Origin of the sequence: Mesorhizobium sp. M0664 (assembly GCF_040320565.1) — a bacterium.
GTDB lineage: Bacteria > Pseudomonadota > Alphaproteobacteria > Rhizobiales > Rhizobiaceae > Mesorhizobium.
This window is the reverse complement of record NZ_JAMYPW010000039.1, coordinates 42,328-60,939: the sequence shown is the minus strand read 5'-3', so window position 1 is coordinate 60,939 and position 18,612 is coordinate 42,328. Positions and strand designations below refer to the sequence as shown.

The window sequence follows — 18,612 nt, the reverse complement described above, 5'->3', positions numbered from 1 at the left end:
TCGAGAAGACAGCCCGAAACTACCTCGCCATCGTCACCATCGCCGCAACCGTCCTCTGGATCAGATAAGTGTCCACACGACCTAGGCGCAATAACTTTGAAACAAATCCTGCCGGCAAGCGTTCCAGCATAGCGGGCGGGTTGCCGGAGGACCCAATGCCCGACCATGACATCGTCATTCCCCAAGACCACGACGCTTCGCCACTTCGGGAGGAGGAGTATTATGTCGTCTGCCCGGCGTGCGGCCAGGCGTTCGATATCAGGTGTATGGCAGAAGCGCTTCATCACAACGAGCTGGGCCACGAGCCCTACGACCTCGACTCGTAGTCTCGGCAATTAACGACGAACGTCGACCTGATCGAGACCAACACCGAGTTCTCGCTCATCTGGCCGGCGTTGCCGTCCGGTCGGCCTACAACGAATCCCCGTCGCCAGGGCGGAGCTTCGCCGGCACGCTATGTCGTGACAGACACCTTGCGGGCTTTCAGCGACAACTTGATTGCCGTTGCGGGCGCTGCCGATGCGGTCGTTGCCATCACCGACCGGCATGGCCGTCAGTGACCGGGTTGTTAACCCAGGGGGGCGCTTACTCCACCGCAATATGTCGCGCAGTTCCCTCGTGACGCTCCGAAGCAGACCTTTGCCGGCATCGCGGGCCGGGACGAACATGTGATCTCAAAATGCGTACGAACCGGAGCCTATCGCTATTGAAATTGCTGATCGGCGAACAGGCGCTCGTTGCAGAGAAAGGTTACGATCGATCGCGATGCCCGCGTGCCTTCACGCGAATGCACATGCTACGCGTCTTGGAACGGGCGGGCCGGCTGTTGCCGAGAGCGGACGCAGGTGAAGCGCGCTTGCGATCGCCCGAATCTGACTTGCTTCACCAGCAACCCGGAAGACGCCAGGGACACGCTGCGCTGGACGCGTGCCCTAGCCGTCGAGCTCCCATCTATCGGACGGCGCCGCACCCTTGGGCTGTTCAAAGGCGCTTGCATCTTCCCTGCGCCGACGCTGGCAGTGTATCCGGAGCGTCAACCCGCCGAAGTCCGGTTGCGCTTTCTCAGCCGAGTAATCGCCGACTTGTCGACAGTGATCACCCCGCCGCAGTCAATCCGCACAGTGAGTTTGTTCGCCCCGCGATCGACGCGCGTGACGTCCCCAACAAGAACCACTCTGTCACCGGCCCGGACTTTCGGTGGCGGATCAATCGTATAAGGATGGTCATAGGAAGGAATGCTCACCCTGGCGCGCCCACTGGGGAGAATCGCGATGACGATACCTGCCAGCGCCACCTCATCGCCGACCTCAAATTCGCGAGGCATGTTAACGTGCAGCATGGTCTTCCTCCCGATGCCTTCCTAATTCACGCTTTGCTAAATTAATGCCCGGCCAACCAGGTTGGTTGCTTGCAATCGACTTCGTACGGTTCCGCACAATCCCAAGCTGGTATGCACTCCCCAGTTGGCCTCGGATCGGCCTTGTGCGTCAAAATTCTGCAGAAACGGTTTGACGTTCACGATGACCTTGGCGCGCCCGCCACACGGTAGCGGAGCGGCGGACTTCATCGCAGTCCGGCGATGGCCATAAACGCTGAGCGTGAAGCGGAAATGAATCTTTCGCGTTCAGGTACATCGTTCTGGCCAATTCGAGCAACGCCACGCCGGAAGCAGGAATCGTGTGCTGTTCCCAAGCTCCCTCGGAAGGGAAGTTGACTACCCGCCCACCGTTAGTCTAGGTCCAGCCGGTGCGTTCCAAACGTCATAGAAGCCGGTCGATGGCTTTACTGCCACGCGGGTTATTGGAGCCGGATCATCGATGCTGGTGTCGTGCGCCTACGCGCACGTCGAGTTCGGTTTCATGCATGGGAACTTCAAGGCCAGCGACGTCATCATCGAGCAATGTTCAGCCAAGCCATATGTTGTTCGCAATCAGTTGCACATGGAAGGCTCCGATCGAGGTGACATCTCAACACTGGGGCAACCGGACAGACGCTGGAAACGGCCCCAGCTTCAAGGCTAGAACAATGCCATTAGCCTTGTGCCCTTCTTCGCGCCACGCGTCGAGCCATTTGGCGAGCTATCCTGAGTTCGGGCAGCGTTGGTTGCCACCAGCCTCGCTGCCGTTCCGGTAATCCGGCAGCACGCCGAGCGGGCCATGTTCTAATCAATTCAGCCAACGTCGCCGGACGCCATCGGCCCCCAGACGTGGTCGACGTTCGCCTCGATCAAATGCGGATAGAACACTGCTATCTGCGAGGCGTCGACGACTTCACCCGAAATCTCGGTGAAGACCACGATACCGTATTGCTCCGTTGCCACGGCACGGCCAAGCCTGGGTAAATCGTCTGGGGGCAGTGGATAGCGACGTCGCCTGCGTTCGGCATACCGCAATCTGGCGGCTTTATATTCCTCGGAGTCTTTGGACGCTTCTCGTCGCCGTTTCCTCTCCTCCGGTTCTGCGCGGCCTGCGGCCCTTTCGATGCTTGGCCAATGGCGCTTCAACTCCTCGTACGAGCGGAAAGGCACCCTCCAGGCCCGCAGTTCGTCGTCCCAGCTCGCCCATGGAACGGCTAGCAGTTCCTCAAGAACCGTCCGTGAATAGGGCGTGCGAATGCGCAGGTCGTCCGCGATTTCCAGATACCGGCTCGACAGGGGATCGAAGGCGAAGGCATCCCGTCCCTTGCTGTCATCATGTGCTGCTCGTAAATCGGCCTCTTGCGCAAGCCAGCGCTGGATGCGCCGCGCTGCAGTCTTTCCTGGCACGAACCAGGTTCTCCGCTCGTCACTCCACCTGGCGCGCGGGAATGTCTGTCGAAACCGCTCAACCGCCGCACGATCGTACGGAAAGCGCGCTTCGGCACCAGGAGCTGTCTGCGGTGCAGCAGGGGCGTCGGATTTTTCCATCAGATTGCCAAGCACAGCATGCGCGCAAACAACGCGGTGCAGCTCATTTGGGTCCAAGAACATCAGAACGTATAGTCAGACCTGCAAGAGGAAGCCGATGAGGCGATCAGTGAAACTGCTCAACACGCTAATGTGGCGAAACCTTCGCCGCGCTGGACCGTTTATTTTGCTCCAGGAGAGGTCCATCCATGCCCAGAAGAGATGCAAAAAACCCAACGGCCAGACGGCCAACGAGCCCTCGTTCGCGTCCCCTGAAAGGCGAGGAGACGGAAGTGAACCACATCGTCGAAACGCAAAGTATATCGCCTGCCCAGGCGCGAGAGCTTGTGCGGCGCCACGGAAACGATTGGCGTAAGATCGATGAAGCCGCCAAGTCTTACAAGGACGACAGCTAAGCACTTCCGAGGCGGGGCTTGAGGTGACGAATGACCACCGTCGCAATCTTGACGTAAACGCTGTCGTCAACTGCCCAATGACTGCATACGAATTACTGCTCCAGGAATTTAAGACGCCGAACGAGAAGTCCCTATGATGCCCGCAACGATGCTGGTTACGGCGCCTCACGGGCAAGAACGCATCCGCTCCCGCCGAGGCGACAGCGAGCGAACCCGCCGGGGCTCACCTCATACGCAGGCCGAGCGCAAGTTCGCCCCGATGGCACAACTTCGCGCTTCCACCAGTGAAGGATCGCCGCCGCGTTTCCAACGGGTCTCGGCGCCGACGCGCCAGAAATGGAGTTCGAGCCGATTTTTGCCCTGGCGCATGTCGTTCAAGGTGAGTTCCTCGATCCGGTCGGGCAGCCCGGGATCGATGTACAGCTTGCCATTTGGAGCATCGGGCTGGAAGCCGATGCTCGCCTGCAGAAGCGAAAAGCAGGATCCGGCCGCCCATGCCTGCGGAACGTTCGCTCCCTAATACTGCACCGGGAAAGTCGTGGGCGTTCGCGACAATCCGGCGAACAGCTCTGGCATTCGGTGTTGCATAAAGTAGATTGCGGCGCTGCTCACGTCGCGAGAGAGGCAACAGGTTTCCGCGAAAAAGCCATAGCGCCGCAAGCCGAGCGTGATCAGCCCGTTGTCATACGGCCATACGACCGATAGCAGGACGGCGAGCCCGCGTCGCCGGAGGATAAGAACGACGCGGGCCGATCGGAGATATCCGATCTGGCAGCAAAAATATGAGGGAAAGAGTTTGCTGCGTGGGCAGAACTTTTCCTGCGCGCCGGTGTTCCATCGCGTAAGGAAAAAAGCCCGCCGCACAGTTTGATGCGGCGGGTCGATCAAACGCTGTTGCACCGAGCGGGGGGCTCGGGGTCGGGCATGCCCGGTGTGCGCGGACCACGCGAACTTTAGATGCACCAGCTGCGATGCGTCCACCAACCGACGGTTGGAGTTTCATTCCGAGAGCTGTCTCACAGTGCGAAGCGGGCAAGTAGTTTATCGGGAACCCAGCCTTGGCACAGCACGTTGCTCAGTTGCTGACCTTCGCAAAGGATGCATGCAATGGCGAAAGACATATCTCGCGAGGAAGAGCAACGCGGCACCGAAAAAGTTTTCTTCTGGGGCGCCGCAATCGCCCTTGTCCTTTTTGTGTCTTTGGTGACCATGGCCCTCATCGGAAGGGCCTGATCTGTTTCGACAGTAGAATTGGACCGGCGGGCGCGCGAGGTCTCGGTGGGCTTAGGGCGAAGCCGGCCGCTCCCATCCGCCGTTTGTCGTCTCGATCGCCAGTCGAGCCACAATGCACTGAATTCACAAAATTCATTGCGCGGGTCACAACCTGCAGCAAAACTGTCCCAATCCAACCCGATCGGCTGTCCTTCGCTGGAGGAAGAGCTACAGGCCTAACTTTTCCCGGAGTGCACCAATGCGTTTAGAAGCTTCCGCCTTGCTAAGGCCGTCGGCATAGGCGTCAGGGTCGTCGGCCTGTTCGGCCAGAGTTTTCAAATATGAGGCTTGTGCGGGAGTCATTGGGTCATCTCCGCTGACCCAATCTTCCGGGTCTTTTCCGACATTTGCCGATGCCTCGATTTTTGGGTTATGCCGGTCGCCCATGGTCAATCTCCCTTGATTGATCAGCACAATAAGAAACGATCATGATTTGTTCCGCCACATTTGGTAGGCTTTCTCAGACCGTTTGCAGGGCTGCTCGTCAGCGACCTGGTCAGTGTGTGGGATCGGTCGGAGTAACGTCGACGCTGGCCGGGACCCGGACAACACGTCGACTGCGGCTGGATGGTGGTTCCCGCGCCGGACTGGCAGCCATATCCTGCTCTGGTCGCCAACGGCGCTGACACAGCCTCCGGTCTCAACAATCAATTCTTTGCGGGAAGGGAGAGACTCGGCGTGCCTCACTCAAACTGTCGCAACCAGCAGGGGTTGCCCTCGCGGATCGAGACCCCCCGCCCAGCACTAGCGATGGCCTGCCGCTTTAGGTAGTTTGTCTCATCCCATCGGCGGACTTCGATATTGGCGCGGATCATGAAGATGCCTGCTCGCCGATCAGGCGGGCATATTCCGCCTCCGGCTGGCCATATGAGCTGTTTGCCAAGGTGATGAGACCAGTTCGATCACGGACGATGACCTCGCCACGATTTGACCTGATCAGACCGCGGCCTTCCAGCATTTGAAGTGCCACGGTGACGCCCGGCCGTCGTACACCCAACATGACCGACAGGAATTCATGGGTAATCGGCAGCCGGTCGCCTTCTATGCGGTCGTTGCACATGACCAGCCATCTTGCCAGCCGTTCTTCCAGTTTCAAACGCGCATTGGCGAGGGCGGTATAGCTTGCCTGGATCCACGCGTAGTGCACGTACCGCAGCAGAAAAAGCCGCAGCGTCGGGCTGTCGGAAAGCGCCTTTGTGAATGGCTCGGCGTCCATGCTGGCAACCTCGGCCTCCACTTGAATGTAGCAGTCGTGCGGCGATCGATCGCCGCCCATGATCAGCGCCGAGCCGGTCATGCCCTCGAAACCGATGACTACAACTTCGGCGTCGACCTCCGGCCGGAGTTTCGCCACCATCGAGCCGATCCCCGTCTCAAAGAAGTAGACGGCCTCGATAGCGGCGTTTGCCGTTTCGAGCTGCGTCCTCAATGGCAGAAAGCTGCTGTGAAGGTGAGGGCTGAGCAATTGAAGGTCGGCCGGAGACATGCGCCGCAGCAGTTCGTTTCTGTATTCAGGCTCTGGGCTAGGAATTGGCTGCTGTGGCGCCCGATCGCGGTCTTCTGAGTATGCGAGGCCAATTTTCGAGGTGTTGGGGCTGCTCATGGCTCCCTCCCGAATTGGGGCGGAAGCACGATGCTCGCTCACAGCCGGCGATGCCCTTAATGTTTATCACCGATCAAAGCAGAGTACGCCTTTCAAACCGGCGAGTCCCGAGAATTATTCGTCGGTCGATGCGGCCTGTCCACCTCTCCAGGCCTCTGCGCCCCTGTCTCATAGCAGAGGAACAACCGCACTCGCATCCGTTCGGCACCGCCAGAACCTCGGGCTGAATGTCTCTTCGGTGCCGCAAATGGAGATGGTGCATGGCTCGATCCGTAGAGCACGTTTTCAAAGACCATCTGAGGCTGCGTGCCGCCGGCGATCTCGAGCAGAATCTCAGGCGCAATTATGCCGACGTCGTTCTCTTGGCCGCGAATCCGAATCTGGTGGGCCATGATGCCGAGCGCGTATCTCCAAACACCTGCGCGGCCAATTGCCCGAAGGTGAGTTCAACTACCTCTCAAAACAGGTCCGCGGTCCTACACACTGCTGATCTGGTTTGGCATGATTGGAAAATGCCCATGCTTCCGAAGCAATCGCCCTCGATGAAAAAGGCGGACCGTTACGGCTCGTGCTTCCCGATCCGCGTATTTTTGCTGCTCACATTCCGGGTCTCAAAACGAGCTGATCGCCAGCCAGTCAAGCGCGGTCGTGACTTGGCCCAAGCGCAAGCGATTGTCCGGCTGACGACGCAGTATCTCGAGCATCTCACCTACGAAGCAAGCGAGCTTCGGGCCCTCCCCATGGCTGTTTTCGACGAGGCCCATCATTATTCGTGCAGCCAGCGTCGCGGCCGTGAATGTCTGAGTTACAAGTCGGCCGGCTGGATTGGCCCTCAACTTCCAACCCATCCAAGGCGCGCGTCCCAGCAGCGCCAGATCGGAAGGACGAAAGACGCCAGCTTGCTCTGCTTTGGACCAATTGACATGACGCCCCTTGATGCAGGCCCAGCCGACAGGGCCGAAACTAATTGGGCGCTATTACAGGTTCGAGCTGGAGACAGCCGATGATCTTACAATCTCGTGCTCATGCCGGTTCGATATCCGTTTGGCAGAAGTCTTTGCCGGTGAAAAGCAGCGGTTCGTCTGCACGGTTTGCCAGAGCATAGGAGAGGCAATCGGCAAAATTCAGCGCCGCCGGATGGTGGCCCTTGCCGTAGGTCAGCCAACCCTGGGCCGCAAGATCAACCAATTCGGAGTCGACAGGAATGATGTCGGCCTCGACTGCGCAGCCAAAGATCGATCTCAGCCAACGCGTGTTCGCCGCGCCTGCTGACCAGCACCATGCGTGCCTCGAGCACGCAGGTTGCCGGGATCAGACGGGTTGGGTCGGAGACCAGCGCTCGTTCCAGCCTTGCTGCCTCAGGCCCGCTCCGGAGGATCGCTACAACAGCTGAGGTATCGATCACCATCAGTTAGGGATTCCATGCTCGTCATACCCGATGATCTCCTCGTCGCTGCGACTATCCAGTTCAGGCAATCGTGCCACTCTTTCTCGGATGGCGCGCAATTCTGCCAGCAGACGCTCCTGAGCGGTCTCTCCAAAGCCCAAGCGGTGCAAGCGCTCGCTAAGGGCCTGATGAATGGCTGCTGTCTTACTGATACCCTGGCGGCGTGCGAGTTCATCGGCGAGAGCAACGGTGGCTGGATTTTTGATGTTCAGGGACACGAGAAACTCCAAAAATCTACCTTTCTGGCAATTTCTACCGCAGTTCTCTAGGCTCTTCAACATACCTGCTAGCCCTCGCCCATCCGCGCTGGATTGACCACGACAATCGCCAGGCCGACTGCCAAACGGCGACCGCCAGTCTCCCGAAGCTGCCTGTTGACTCCAATCCGACAACGGCCGGCGAAGAACTCTAAAGAGCGTTCCGGCAGCGGTCGGAGGGTGAAAGCAGTCCCTTCATCCTGTCAGACGCAGCTAACGAGCCGCTGATCCTCCGTCGCGATGCCACCCCTTGAATATGGCCGCCTGTTCTGCTGGAGGCGATGGCCAGTCGGGCACCGGGTTGCTGAGCTGTCGCGGTCGCGGCACCGCATTTCGCAAGTCTCTGCACGTCATCCCACGATCGCCGGTTTTGCTTGTTGCAACGCCGGCGCTCCTGCCTTTTCTAATGATCCCCGACCGCGGCAAGGACCAGTTCGTGGCGAGAAACGGGGAGACCCGCATGGCGACCAACTATCATGCCAGTAAGGGAGCGGTATCGCGCGGCGCGCGCATGCTGCGCACCGCCCTCGGCCCGGCGATCGCAGCCTTCCTTGACGATCCAGCCATTGTCGAGGTGATGCTCAATCCCGACGGTCGCCTGTGGGTTGACCGTCTCAGCGAAGGACTCGCTGCAAGCAATGAAACACTGATCGCGGCAGACGGCGAACGGATCGTCAGGCTGGTCGCGCACCATGTCGGTGCGGAGGTGCATTCGGGCTCGCCGCGCGTTTCGGCTGAACTGCCCGGGACCGGTGAACGGTTCGAGGGCCTTTTGCCGCCTGTCGTCACGGCACCAACATTCGCCATCCGCAAGCCGGCAGTCGCGGTGTTTACGCTTCAAGACTATGTCGCTGCCGGCATCATGACCGAAGGCCAGGCTGACGTCCTGCAGCTTGCCGTGGAGACACGCAAGAACGTGCTGGTGGCCGGCGGTACATCGACGGGCAAGACCACGCTGGTCAACGCGCTTTTGGCGGAGGTGGCTAAAACCGCCGAGCGCGTCGTGCTGATCGAGGACACACGCGAGTTGCAGTGCGCTGCGCCCAATCTTGTAGCGCTGCGCACAAAGGATGGTGTCGCCTCGCTGTCCGATCTGGTGAAGTCATCATTGCGGCTTCGGCCCGACCGCATCCCGATAGGCGAGGTACGGGGCGCCGAAGCGCTCGATTTGCTGAAGGCCTGGGGCACCGGCCATCCCGGCGGCATCGGCACCATTCACGCCAATTCTGCCATTGGCGCACTGCAGCGACTGGAACAGCTCGTACAGGAGGCCGTCGTCACGGTCCCGCGCGCGCTGATAGCCGAAACCATAGACGTCGTCGCCGTCCTCGCCGGCCGCGGCTCCGCGCGCCGGCTCGTCGAAATCGCCTTTGTCGACGGGCTCGATGCGGCCACCGGTGACTACCGCACCCTGGAAGCAAATGTCGAGACCACAATGACCGTGAATCACCACTCGCCCTTTGGAGCTTCAGAATGACCCCGATCCGCTTCAATTCATCGGCTATCCGCAAACTTGCCGTGGAGCTGTCGTATGCGACGACCGCCGCGATCATGACGATTGCGCCCGCCCATGCTGCCGGTTCCTCCATGCCCTGGGAGGAGCCGCTTCAGCAAATTCTCGAATCGATCGAGGGGCCAGTCGCCAAGATCGTGGCGGTGATCATCATCATCGTCACTGGCTTGTCGCTCGCTTTCGGCGACACATCGGGCGGATTTCGCCGGCTGATCCAGATCGTCTTCGGGCTGTCGATCGCTTTCGCGGCAAGTTCGTTTTTCCTGTCATTTTTCTCCTTCGGCGGCGGGGCGCTGATCTGATGGAGGAGGAAGTCCGTGGCTTTTTCGCGCCGGTGCATCGCGCGCTTACTGAACCGATCCTACTCGGCGGCGTGCCGCGCGCGGTCGCCATCGCCAACGGCACCCTGGCAGGCGCGGTCGGATTGGGGCTTCGTCTGTGGGTCGCGGGGCTCGTCATCTGGGCGGTCGGGCATCTCGCGGCCGTCTGGGCGGCAAAGCGCGATGCGCAGTTCATCGACGTGGTTCGCCGGCACCTGCGCTATCCCGTGCATTTCGGCTGTTGAGGTTTTTCGCCATGATGAACCTCGCGGAATATCGAAACAACAGCGCCAGCCTCGTCGACTATCTGCCTTGGGCCGCCCTGGTGGCGCCGGGCGTGGTGCTCAACAAGGACGGCAGTTTTCAAAGAACGGCGCGTTTTCGCGGGCCGGACCTGGACTCCGCCACGCCGGCGGAGCTGGTCGGCACGACCGCACGGCTCAACGGCGCGCTGCGCCGGCTCGGCTCCGGCTGGGCGATCTTTGTCGAAGCGCAGCGCAATTCCGCCAGCGGCTATCCCGACAGCCGGTTCCCGGATTGCGCATCCGCGCTTCTCGACGTCGAGCGGCGCGAACAGTTCGAAGGGTCCGGCGTGCTGTTTGAAAGCAGCTACTTTCTCACCTTCGTGTGGCTGCCTCCGGCCGAGGAAGCGTCGCGAATGGAGAGCTTGCTCTACGAAGGCCGGCAAAAGACCGGCGTCGATCCTTGGGAGCTCCTGAAGAGTTATGTCGATCGCACGGACCGCGTGCTCAACCTCATCGAAGGCTTCGTTCCCGAAGCTGACTGGCTCGATGATGGCGAGACGCTGAGTTACCTGCACTCAACAATTTCGACCAAGCGGCATCGCGTTCGCGTGCCGGAAACGCCGATGCATCTCGATGGCTTGCTTGTCGATCAGCCGTTAGCCGGCGGGTTAGAGCCGAGGCTTGGCGATGCGCATCTGCGCACACTCACCATCACCGGGTTTCCGACCATGACCTTCCCGGGGTTTCTCGACGACCTTAATCGGCTTGCCTTCCCCTACCGCTGGTCCACGCGGGCGATCATGCTCGACAAGACCGACGCGACGAAGCTGGTGACGAAGATCCGTCGCCAGTGGTTCGCCAAACGCAAATCGATCGCCGCAATTTTGAAGGAGGTGATAACCAACGAGGCGTCAGTCCTCGTTGATACGGACGCCGCCAACAAGGCGGCCGATGCGGACGCGGCCCTGCAGGATCTCGGTTCAGATCAGATCGGCGAAGCCTATGTCACCGCCTCCGTGACGGTCTGGGATGCCGATCCGTCGATCGCCGACGAAAAGCTGCGCCTGATCGAAAAGGTCATTCAGGGCAGGGATTTCACCTGCATCGCCGAAAGCGTCAACGCGGTCGAGGCTTGGCTCGGCAGCATCCCTGGCCACGTCTACGCCAATGTCCGCCAGCCGCCGATCTCGACTCTGAACCTCGCCCACATGATTCCACTTTCGGCGGTCTGGGCTGGACCGACTGAGGACGAGCATTTTGGCGCCCCGCCGCTGTTCTTCGCCAGAACGGAAGGCGCCACACCGTTCCGGTTCAGCCTTCACGTCGGCGATGTCGGCCACACCCTCGTCATCGGCCCGACCGGTGCCGGCAAGTCGGTCCTGTTGGCGATGATCGCGCTGCAGTTCCGACGTTACGAGCACAGCCAGGTTTTTGCCTTCGACTTCGGCGGCTCAATCCGCGCGGCCATGCTCGCCATGCATGGCGATTGGCATGATCTCGGAAGAAATGCCGGAACTGGGCAGGGGGCTGACGATCCGTTGCCCTTGCTCACTTTGGCCGATCTGTCGGACGACGTTCATACCGTTTCGCTACAGCCGCTCGCCCACATTCATCATACGCCAGAGCGAGCCTGGGCGGCCGACTGGATTGTCGACATCCTTCTGCGCGAAGGCGTGTCCATCACGCCGCAGGTAAAGGAACATCTGTGGTCGGCGTTGACGTCGCTGGCCTCTGCGCCCGTCCACGAACGGACGCTGACTGGCCTGTCCGTATTGCTGCAATCTTCGCCGCTGAAGCAGGCGCTCCTTCCCTATTGCATCGGTGGCCCTTATGGCGGCCTGCTCGATGCCGAGCACGAGCGGCTGGGCGAGGCTTCGGTCCAGGCGTTCGAAACCGAAGGCCTGATCGGCACAGGTGCAGCGCCCGCCGTGCTCGCCTATCTGTTCCACCGCATCGAGCAGAGGATGGACGGCCGGCCGACACTGCTGCTCATCGACGAGGGCTGGCTCGCGCTCGACGACGGCGGTTTCGCTGACCAGTTGCGCGAATGGCTGAAGACGCTGAGGAAGAAGAACGCCAGCGTGGTCTTCGCCACCCAGTCGCTTTCGGACATCGACGGATCGCCAATCGCACCGGCAATCGTCGAAAGCTGCCCGACGCGGCTGTTCTTGCCGAACGAGCGCGCCGTCGAGCCACAGATCACAGAGATCTACCGACGCTTTGGTCTCAACGATCGCCAGATCGAGATCGTCGCCCGAGCGACACCGAAGCGCGACTATTACTGTCAAAGCCGCCGCGGCAACCGCCTGTTCGAGCTGGGGCTTGGTCCGATCGCGCTGGCGCTCTGCGCCGCATCGTCCAAATCGGACCAGGCCGCGATCGACCGGATAATCGCCGAGGCGGGGCGAGACCATTTCGTCGAGGCCTGGCTTACGAACCGTGGTCTCTCCTGGGCGGCAGACCTCATTCCCAATCTCACTGGCGTGATCGACCGATCCACAAAGGAGCTTCCCTCATGAATTCCGTTCTTGCAGGTCGCCGTATCCGTCGCATGGCGGCAGCCGGCGCAATGGTCGTCGCGACGGCGCTGTCATCGGCACCGGCATCGGCACTGATCGTGTTCGACCCAAAGAACTACGCCGAGAACCTGCTTTCGGCATCGCGTGCGCTGGAGCAGATCCACAACCAGATCAGCTCGCTTCAGAACGAAGCGCAGATGCTGATCAACCAGGCGAAGAATCTCACCTCCCTGCCAACCTCGCTGCTTGGACAGATCGAGGCCAATTTTTCCGAGATGAAGAGCCTGCTCGGGGAGGCCGACAAGCTGGCCTATAGCGTCCAGGAGATCGAGAGCCAGTTTACCTCCGCTTACGAGAATTTCGGTTCGGAACTCTCCAGCCAGCAGCTTGTCGACGGCGCGCGTCAGCGCTGGCAGACCTCGGTGTCTGCCTTCGAGCATTCGCTGAAGGCGGGCGCCGTCGCGGTCGACAACATCGCAGAGACACAGGAGCAGACGAGTGCGCTGGTCAGCGCCAGCCAGTCGGCTGTCGGCGTGCTGCAGGCGACGCAAGCCGGCAACCAGCTTCTTGCCGTGCAGGCCAAGCAAGTTGCCGACCTCACCGCGATGCTGGCGGCACAAGGACGTGCCGAGGCTCTTGAGCAAGCGAGAAGAGCGGCCGCACAGGAGCAGGCGCGGGAACAGTTCAGCCGTTTCATGACGGGCAGCAGCTACAGCGCGTCATCCGTAAAAATGTTCCACGACTGAGGCGAAGACCGCATGGATCTCAAGATCGCCGCCCGGATAACAGCCGTTCTTGCTCTTGGCGCCGCCATGACCGCCGCCTCCATGGCGCTGCGCGGCGGCGGCTCGCAGGACGCGTCCTCCCCGCGCTCCGCATATCCGGGCGGCGAGCCGGCAACCGTCGAGCTTGCCCGATGCCGGGACATCGGCACGGCGGCGATCGATGACGACGCCTGCAGGAAAGCCTGGGCGGAAGGCCGCCGACGCTTCCTGCGGCCATTCCGCCCGATCATGCCAAACGTGGCTCCGCCGACCGAAAAGGACCCGACCCGGCTGCCGCCGCTCCAACCGCCAACGCCGCCTTTCGCGGAAGACCGGCCCTATCCCGAAACGGTGGCGCCATGAACGACACCGGCGTCATCGATCGCTTCCTCGAGACTTTCACTCGCTACATCGATTCAGGATTTGGTCTGCTCGGTGGGGAAGTTGCGTTTCTCACTTCGACCCTGATTGTGATCGACATCACACTGGCCGGCCTGTTCTGGGCCTGGGGGGCTGACGAGGATGTGCTGCACCGACTGGTGAAGAAGACGCTCTATATCGGCTTCTTTGCCTTCATCATCGGCAACTTCAACCGTCTTGCCGGCATCGTCTTCGAGAGCTTTTCCGGGCTCGGCCTGAAGGCTGGAGGCTCGGCACTTTCAGGCTCGGCATTGCTGCAGCCGGGCCGCGTCGCGCAAGTCGGCATCGATGCCGGCAATCCGATCCTCGAGGCCGCCAGCCAGCTGATGGGCTACGTCTCGTTCTTCGAGAATTTCGTCCAGATCGCAGTGCTGATGATCGCCTGGGCGATCGTAGTGATTGCGTTCTTTCTTCTGGCCGTCCAGATCTTCGTCACGCTGGTCGAATTCAAGCTGACGACACTTGCCGGGTTTGTGCTGATACCCTTTGCGCTGTTCAACCGGACCGCCTTCCTTGCCGAAAAAGTGCTCGGCAACATCGTTGCCTCCGGCGTGAAGATAATGGTCCTTGCCGTCATCGTCGGCATCGGCTCGGGCCTGTTCGGCGAGTTCACCCAAGGCTTCGGCGCCGAACAGCCCACAATCACGGATGCGCTGTCGCTTGTCCTGGGCGCTCTGTCGCTGATGGGACTGTCGATCTTCGGTCCCGGCATTGCGACGGGGCTGGTCTCCGGTGCCCCGCAACTGGGCGCAGGTGCCGCTGTTGGCACGAGCCTGGTCGCTGGCGGCCTTGGCGTGGCCGGCGCTATGGGTGCCCGCGCCGGATCGAGCGGCGCAGCAGGCGCGCTCAATGGCAGTGCGCGTATGTCGGCAGCAGCCGCACGCGGCGGCGCGCACCTGGCCGGCAGCACTTCGGCCGCCTGGGAACTTGGCGCAGCGACATCTGGAAGAGGTGGTGCAGGCTCGGTCGCCGCCGGCATGGCGGGTGTCGCCAGGGCCGGTGCCAGCGCTGCCGTTCGACCGGTGAAGCAGGCCATGTCGCGCGCCGCGTCGGCGCTGTCCGACAGCTATGAGGCCGGGCGCTTTGCGGCTTGGAGTGCGACGAGTGGAGAGCGATCGTCGGGAACGGCTTCCTCGGGTGACTGGTCGACCTCCGAAACCAGTTCCGACGCCCCGCCCGCATGGGCAAAACGAATGAAGCGTAGCCAGGTCATGAGCCATGGCGCCAGCGTCGCCGCGCATTCAGTTCACTCGAGTGATGATGGGGGCGGCTCGATGAATGTTTCCCTCGATCAGGACGACCGCCGATGACCCCCTTAAGACGCCCTTTCGTTCGCTACGCAAAAACGCCCCACCCCGAGACGCCATATCAGCGCGCAGCCCAGATTTGGGACGAGCGCATCGGCTCGGCTCGTGTCCAGGCGAAGAACTGGCGGCTGATGGCCTTCGGCTCTCTCGTCTTGGCCGGCGGTTTTGCATCCGCATTGGTCTGGCAGTCGACGCGCGGCTCAGTGGTTCCCTGGGTGGTGGAAGTCGGCAAGTTCGGCGAAGCGCAGGTTGTCGCTCCGGCCGTTGCCGACTATCGGCCGACCGATCCGCAGATCGCCTGGCATCTGGCCCGCTTCATTGAACAAGTTAGAAGCATTCCCGCCGACCCGGTCATCGTCCGCCAAAACTGGCTGCGCGCCTACGACTACACCACAGACCGCGGCGCCATTTCCCTCAATGATTACGCCCGGTTGAACGACCCTTTTGCCAAATTGGGCAAACTCCAGATCGCCGTCGAGGTTTCCAGTGTCATCCGTGCTACGTCCGATTCCTTTCGCGTCGCCTGGATCGAGCGCCGTTACGAGAATGGCACCCTGGCCAGCACGGAGCGCTGGACCGCAATCCTCACAATCGTGATTCAGCAACCCCGCGACGCTGACCGGCTCAAAGCCAATCCGCTTGGCGTCTATGTCAACGCCATCAGCTGGTCGAAGGAGTTTTCATGATGCGTGCAGCACCAACAAGAACATCGGCCAGACCGGCCACGCGCAATGCGCCCAAGGCACGTAGGCTTGCCCTGGCACTGCTGTCGGCAACCGCGCTCGCCGGCTGTGCATCGAAGAAATACATTCCGCCGGAAATCGCCTACGACGATGCGGAGCCTGCGGTGCGCAGGGTCGAGCCGCCTGGTCCGGTCAAACTGGTGGAAGTGCCGAAACCGCTTCCGCTGCCTGGTCAGTTGAAACCAGTCGACGCTACGAAGGTGAAGCCGGAGCCGACCGATCCGAAGCAGCGTGTCAGCCAGGCGAACGAGGCAGCGAGGATGCAGCCGGTTCGCGACGGGTTCGTCAATGCCATCCAGCTCTATCCCTGGAGTGAGGGCGCGCTCTACCAGATTTATGCCGCGCCCGGCCAGGTCACCGACATCGCCTTGCAGCCCGGCGAGCAGCTTGTCGGCTCCGGGCCTGTGGCTGCCGGCGACACGGTGCGCTGGATCATCGGCGATACGCAAAGTGGGGCAGGGGAGCGCCAGCAGGTCCATATTCTTGTGAAGCCGACACGGCCGGATCTGCAGACCAATCTCGTTATCAACAGCGACCGCCGCACCTATCATCTCGAGCTGCGCTCGACCGAAAAGACCTACATGGCTTCGGTCTCCTGGCAGTACCCGCAGGACCAGCTGATTGCTCTGCGACGCCAGAACGCGCAGGCTTCCGCCGCACAGCCGGTTGCGTCCGGTGTCGACATCCAGAAACTGAATTTCCGCTATCGCATCGAGGGCGATGCCGCACCCTGGCGGCCGCTTCGCGCCTTCGACGACGGTGCAAAGGTCTATATCGAATTCCCATCGGGCATAGGGCAGGGTGAAATGCCGCCGTTGTTCGTGATCGGCCCTTCGGGTGGTTCGGAACTGGTCAACTACCGCGCTCGCCAGAATTACTACGTCGTTGATCGGCTGTTTGCCGCCGCTGAATTGAGGCTCGGCGACAAATCAAGCGAAAAGCGCGTCCGCATCGTGCGCACGGACGGCAAACGAACCTCGCCCAGCACGAGGCTGTTCCGATGAGCGACCCTGCAAATGCACCCAACCAGGACATTCGAGCGGAACTGCGCCTTAGGCCCGAACCGGCCAGGGTCACGCGACTGTCGCGCAAGGTGCTGATAGGCGTTGGTGGAGTTTTCAGCGCTGCGATCCTCGGCACGTTGATTTGGGCGCTCGACACCAGACAGCGCGGCACCGAACAGCCGCCCGAGCTCTTCACCACTGAAAACCGCTCAACGGCCGACGGGCTACAGAAGCTTCCGAAGGACTATGCCGGCGTTCCGCAACTCGGCCCCGCGCTGCCTGGCGATTTGGGCCGGCCGATCTTGCGTGCGCAGGAGCGCGGCCAGCCGATTGGGGCGTCCAACGTCACTGGACCGCGCGCAGATCCGGAGGAGCAGCGCCGACTGGCCGAGATCGAGGCCGCACGCGTGGCGAAGCTCTTCACCGATACGAACACGAGACCTCGTCCCACACGACAGAATGCTGGCAGCAGAGGCATAGAACCGGACACCCAATCTGGTCTGACTCCGCCGCTGGGGCCGCCACCGATCGATCCTGGCGCCGCGCAAAACGTGCAGGATCGCAAGCTGGCCTTCGTCAATGCCGAGCCAGACCGTCGCACAGTCAGCTCCAATCGGCTCGCCGAGAAGGCCTCGCACTATGTGGTGCAAGCCGGCAGCGTCATTCCAGCTGCCCTTATCACCGGCATCCGCTCCGACCTGCCCGGCGAAATCACCGCTCAGGTCACGGAAAATGTCTACGACAGCCCGACAGGATCCCATCTCCTGATCCCACAGGGTGCGAGGCTGATCGGCCAGTACGACAGCCACGTCGCCTTCGGTCAGTCGCGCGCGCTGCTGGTCTGGAACCGGCTGATCATGCCTGACGGCACCTCGATCGTCCTGGAGCGCCAGCAGGGCGCAGACGCTGAAGGATTTTCCGGGCTGGAGGACGAGGTCGACCGTCATTGGGGCCAGATGTTCCGGGCCGCAGCACTCTCGACATTACTGGGCATTGGGACATCGCTTGGGTCCAGCGACGACGAAGGCGAAATCGCCAAGGCCATCCGCGAAAGCGCGCAGGATTCGGCCTCCGATATTGGCCAGCAGCTCGTGCGCAATCAGCTCAATGTCCAGCCTACGCTCACCGTGCGGCCCGGTTTCCCGGTTCGCGTAATCGTCAATCGCGACCTTGTTCTTGTGCCGTATGGTGCGCCGAAGGATCCGTCATGACCAAGTTGAAACGCTCCGCCATTCCCGATGACTGTCCGATCAAGGTCACGGTCGAACTGCCCGGCGCCGTTCATCGCGATCGCGTCGCCTACGCAGATTATCTGAACAGTCAACATGTCTTTGTCTCACAAGCAGGAGGTGAAGAATGCCAGATCTGAGGCTGGGTCGGCTGCCGAAGGTTGGCGTCGTCCGCATGACGATCATCCTGCCGGAGCCTCTCAAGGAGGAACTCGATCAGTATGCGGCCGAGCATAGCCGGCTCTACGAACCCGTGGACACTGCAGCCCTGATCCCGCACATGCTGGAAGCCTTCGTCGGTTCCGATCGCGGCTGGCGCAGCCGTAAGGCGAAGACCGGCCGTGCCCGTCAACGAGCGGCGTCTCCAGCCAGCAGCACGACGCGAAGCGGTGGTGAAGGCGATGGCTCCGCCTGAAGCTGTCCTGGTGGCTTTACCGCGCTTTACCCTAAGCGAAATGCCGGTTCTCACCTAAGCGGAAGCTCGCTTGCTCCGGGCCAATTCACGGCCGTCACCCGAAGCCGTCATCCAGTTGGTCGAGGCTTTGGGTTGGCAATGGGGTGGCAATTGGGTGGTAAGGGCCGTTCGGCGGAGATGGGTGACACACGCCAGGGACGCTTCGGAACAGATGGCGAATGTTTCGTTCCCTCCTTCCCTGAGCTTCGAAGTTT

20 protein-coding genes and 2 pseudogenes are annotated in these 18,612 nt (G+C 61.4%); 15 read left to right on the top strand and 7 right to left on the bottom strand.

Annotation, left to right across the window (positions count from 1 at the left end; genetic code table 11):
• Positions 1-155 precede the first annotated feature (155 nt).
• Positions 156-326, top strand: coding sequence for a hypothetical protein (locus NKI39_RS26070; RefSeq protein ID WP_352835412.1), 171 nt, complete (start codon positions 156-158; stop codon positions 324-326).
• A gap of 707 nt (positions 327-1,033) precedes the next feature.
• Here the strand turns inward: NKI39_RS26070 and NKI39_RS26065 are convergent.
• The 3 genes and pseudogenes from NKI39_RS26065 to NKI39_RS26055 form a co-directional block, all read right to left on the bottom strand.
• Positions 1,034-1,339, bottom strand: a complete 306-nt coding sequence (locus NKI39_RS26065) for a hypothetical protein (protein ID WP_352502882.1) — start codon at positions 1,337-1,339, stop codon at positions 1,034-1,036.
• 692 nt (positions 1,340-2,031) lie between these two features.
• Positions 2,032-2,905, bottom strand: a pseudogene (locus NKI39_RS26060) (hypothetical protein).
• A gap of 623 nt (positions 2,906-3,528) precedes the next feature.
• Positions 3,529-3,678, bottom strand: coding sequence for a hypothetical protein (locus tag NKI39_RS26055; RefSeq protein ID WP_352835409.1), 150 nt, complete (start codon positions 3,676-3,678; stop codon positions 3,529-3,531).
• Positions 3,679-4,407: 729 nt separating this feature from the next.
• Between NKI39_RS26055 and NKI39_RS26050 the strand changes: the two genes are divergently transcribed.
• Positions 4,408-4,533 carry a hypothetical protein gene (locus tag NKI39_RS26050; RefSeq protein WP_352835406.1) on the top strand — a complete coding sequence of 42 codons (126 nt, stop codon included), beginning with the start codon at positions 4,408-4,410 and terminating at the stop codon, positions 4,531-4,533.
• Positions 4,534-4,740: 207 nt separating this feature from the next.
• Here the strand turns inward: NKI39_RS26050 and NKI39_RS26045 are convergent, their stop codons facing one another.
• Together NKI39_RS26045 and NKI39_RS26040 are read right to left on the bottom strand one after the other, a co-directional pair.
• Complete coding sequence (locus tag NKI39_RS26045; protein WP_352835403.1) at positions 4,741-4,959, bottom strand: DUF3072 domain-containing protein; 219 nt, start codon at positions 4,957-4,959, stop codon at positions 4,741-4,743.
• A 424-nt stretch (positions 4,960-5,383) separates the two neighbouring features.
• Positions 5,384-6,058 (bottom strand): Crp/Fnr family transcriptional regulator, encoded by a 675-nt coding sequence (locus NKI39_RS26040; RefSeq protein WP_352835421.1) that lies wholly within the window; start codon positions 6,056-6,058, stop codon positions 5,384-5,386.
• A 377-nt stretch (positions 6,059-6,435) separates the two neighbouring features.
• Here NKI39_RS26040 and NKI39_RS26035 point away from each other — a divergent pair, with 377 nt between their 5' ends.
• Entirely contained in the window at positions 6,436-7,182 is a 747-nt protein-coding gene (locus NKI39_RS26035) for a GSU2403 family nucleotidyltransferase fold protein (protein WP_352835400.1), read from the top strand.
• 16 nt (positions 7,183-7,198) lie between these two features.
• Here the strand turns inward: NKI39_RS26035 and NKI39_RS26030 are convergent.
• Positions 7,199-7,583: pseudogene (locus tag NKI39_RS26030) on the bottom strand (type II toxin-antitoxin system VapC family toxin).
• A complete protein-coding gene (locus tag NKI39_RS26025) occupies positions 7,583-7,840 on the bottom strand; it encodes a type II toxin-antitoxin system VapB family antitoxin (protein ID WP_031195575.1) in 258 nt (85 codons plus the stop codon). The pseudogene NKI39_RS26030 and the gene NKI39_RS26025 overlap by 1 nt, the downstream one beginning before the upstream one ends.
• A 499-nt stretch (positions 7,841-8,339) precedes the next feature.
• Here NKI39_RS26025 and trbB point away from each other — a divergent pair, with 499 nt between their 5' ends.
• The 12 genes from trbB (at position 8,340) to NKI39_RS25965 (ending at position 18,358) form a co-directional block, all read left to right on the top strand.
• Complete coding sequence (trbB, locus tag NKI39_RS26020; protein WP_352835397.1) at positions 8,340-9,356, top strand: P-type conjugative transfer ATPase TrbB; 1,017 nt, start codon at positions 8,340-8,342, stop codon at positions 9,354-9,356.
• 74 nt (positions 9,357-9,430) lie between these two features.
• Positions 9,431-9,694: a TrbC/VirB2 family type IV secretion system protein gene (locus NKI39_RS26015; protein WP_352474837.1), complete on the top strand. Its 264-nt coding sequence runs from the start codon at positions 9,431-9,433 to the stop codon at positions 9,692-9,694.
• On the top strand, positions 9,694-9,957 hold the full coding sequence (locus tag NKI39_RS26010) for a VirB3 family type IV secretion system protein (RefSeq protein WP_352612597.1): 264 nt from the start codon (positions 9,694-9,696) through the stop codon (positions 9,955-9,957). The genes NKI39_RS26015 and NKI39_RS26010 overlap by 1 nt, the downstream gene beginning before the upstream one ends.
• Positions 9,958-9,968: 11 nt before the next feature.
• Positions 9,969-12,476 carry a conjugal transfer protein TrbE gene (gene trbE / locus NKI39_RS26005; protein WP_352835394.1) on the top strand — a complete coding sequence of 836 codons (2,508 nt, stop codon included), beginning with the start codon at positions 9,969-9,971 and terminating at the stop codon, positions 12,474-12,476.
• Positions 12,473-13,222 (top strand): P-type conjugative transfer protein TrbJ, encoded by a 750-nt coding sequence (trbJ, locus tag NKI39_RS26000; protein ID WP_502898609.1) that lies wholly within the window; start codon positions 12,473-12,475, stop codon positions 13,220-13,222. The genes trbE and trbJ overlap by 4 nt, the downstream gene beginning before the upstream one ends.
• Positions 13,223-13,234: 12 nt before the next feature.
• The gene (gene trbK-alt, locus NKI39_RS25995; protein WP_352835392.1) at positions 13,235-13,603 is read left to right on the top strand and encodes a putative entry exclusion protein TrbK-alt; all 369 of its coding nucleotides are present in this window, start codon (positions 13,235-13,237) and stop codon (positions 13,601-13,603) included.
• The gene (gene trbL / locus NKI39_RS25990) at positions 13,600-14,970 is read left to right on the top strand and encodes a P-type conjugative transfer protein TrbL (RefSeq protein WP_352835390.1); all 1,371 of its coding nucleotides are present in this window, start codon (positions 13,600-13,602) and stop codon (positions 14,968-14,970) included. Before trbK-alt ends, trbL begins: the two co-directional genes overlap by 4 nt.
• On the top strand, positions 14,967-15,653 hold the full coding sequence (trbF, locus tag NKI39_RS25985) for a conjugal transfer protein TrbF (protein WP_352835387.1): 687 nt from the start codon (positions 14,967-14,969) through the stop codon (positions 15,651-15,653). Before trbL ends, trbF begins: the two co-directional genes overlap by 4 nt.
• Positions 15,653-16,714, top strand: coding sequence for a P-type conjugative transfer protein TrbG (gene trbG / locus NKI39_RS25980; protein ID WP_352835385.1), 1,062 nt, complete (start codon positions 15,653-15,655; stop codon positions 16,712-16,714). Before trbF ends, trbG begins: the two co-directional genes overlap by 1 nt.
• Entirely contained in the window at positions 16,711-17,925 is a 1,215-nt protein-coding gene (locus tag NKI39_RS25975) for a TraB/TrbI/VirB10 family type IV secretion system protein (protein WP_352835382.1), read from the top strand. Before trbG ends, NKI39_RS25975 begins: the two co-directional genes overlap by 4 nt.
• Positions 17,922-18,083, top strand: a complete 162-nt coding sequence (locus tag NKI39_RS25970; protein ID WP_502898608.1) for a DUF2274 domain-containing protein — start codon at positions 17,922-17,924, stop codon at positions 18,081-18,083. Before NKI39_RS25975 ends, NKI39_RS25970 begins: the two co-directional genes overlap by 4 nt.
• Positions 18,071-18,358, top strand: coding sequence for a DUF2274 domain-containing protein (locus NKI39_RS25965; protein ID WP_352835379.1), 288 nt, complete (start codon positions 18,071-18,073; stop codon positions 18,356-18,358). Before NKI39_RS25970 ends, NKI39_RS25965 begins: the two co-directional genes overlap by 13 nt.
• Positions 18,359-18,612 lie beyond the last annotated feature (254 nt).

What these genes read in the sequence shown, in the direction of transcription:
- NKI39_RS25965 (WP_352835379.1), top strand. Translation starts at nt 18,071, where the DNA reads ATGCCAGATCTGAGGCTGGGTCGGCTGCCGAAGGTTGGCGTCGTCCGC.
- NKI39_RS25975 (WP_352835382.1), top strand. Translation starts at nt 16,711, where the DNA reads ATGAGCGACCCTGCAAATGCACCCAACCAGGACATTCGAGCGGAACTG.
- trbJ (WP_502898609.1), top strand. Translation starts at nt 12,473, where the DNA reads ATGAATTCCGTTCTTGCAGGTCGCCGTATCCGTCGCATGGCGGCAGCC.
- trbB (WP_352835397.1), top strand. Translation starts at nt 8,340, where the DNA reads ATGGCGACCAACTATCATGCCAGTAAGGGAGCGGTATCGCGCGGCGCG.
- NKI39_RS26065 (WP_352502882.1), bottom strand. Translation starts at nt 1,339, where the DNA reads ATGCTGCACGTTAACATGCCTCGCGAATTTGAGGTCGGCGATGAGGTG.
- trbF (WP_352835387.1), top strand. Translation starts at nt 14,967, where the DNA reads ATGACCCCCTTAAGACGCCCTTTCGTTCGCTACGCAAAAACGCCCCAC.
- trbE (WP_352835394.1), top strand. Translation starts at nt 9,969, where the DNA reads ATGATGAACCTCGCGGAATATCGAAACAACAGCGCCAGCCTCGTCGAC.
- NKI39_RS26070 (WP_352835412.1), top strand. Translation starts at nt 156, where the DNA reads ATGCCCGACCATGACATCGTCATTCCCCAAGACCACGACGCTTCGCCA.
- NKI39_RS26015 (WP_352474837.1), top strand. Translation starts at nt 9,431, where the DNA reads ATGACGATTGCGCCCGCCCATGCTGCCGGTTCCTCCATGCCCTGGGAG.
- NKI39_RS26045 (WP_352835403.1), bottom strand. Translation starts at nt 4,959, where the DNA reads ATGGGCGACCGGCATAACCCAAAAATCGAGGCATCGGCAAATGTCGGA.
- trbG (WP_352835385.1), top strand. Translation starts at nt 15,653, where the DNA reads ATGCGTGCAGCACCAACAAGAACATCGGCCAGACCGGCCACGCGCAAT.
- NKI39_RS25970 (WP_502898608.1), top strand. Translation starts at nt 17,922, where the DNA reads ATGACCAAGTTGAAACGCTCCGCCATTCCCGATGACTGTCCGATCAAG.
- NKI39_RS26040 (WP_352835421.1), bottom strand. Translation starts at nt 6,058, where the DNA reads ATGTCTCCGGCCGACCTTCAATTGCTCAGCCCTCACCTTCACAGCAGC.
- trbL (WP_352835390.1), top strand. Translation starts at nt 13,600, where the DNA reads ATGAACGACACCGGCGTCATCGATCGCTTCCTCGAGACTTTCACTCGC.
- NKI39_RS26050 (WP_352835406.1), top strand. Translation starts at nt 4,408, where the DNA reads ATGGCGAAAGACATATCTCGCGAGGAAGAGCAACGCGGCACCGAAAAA.
- trbK-alt (WP_352835392.1), top strand. Translation starts at nt 13,235, where the DNA reads ATGGATCTCAAGATCGCCGCCCGGATAACAGCCGTTCTTGCTCTTGGC.
- NKI39_RS26035 (WP_352835400.1), top strand. Translation starts at nt 6,436, where the DNA reads ATGGCTCGATCCGTAGAGCACGTTTTCAAAGACCATCTGAGGCTGCGT.
- NKI39_RS26010 (WP_352612597.1), top strand. Translation starts at nt 9,694, where the DNA reads ATGGAGGAGGAAGTCCGTGGCTTTTTCGCGCCGGTGCATCGCGCGCTT.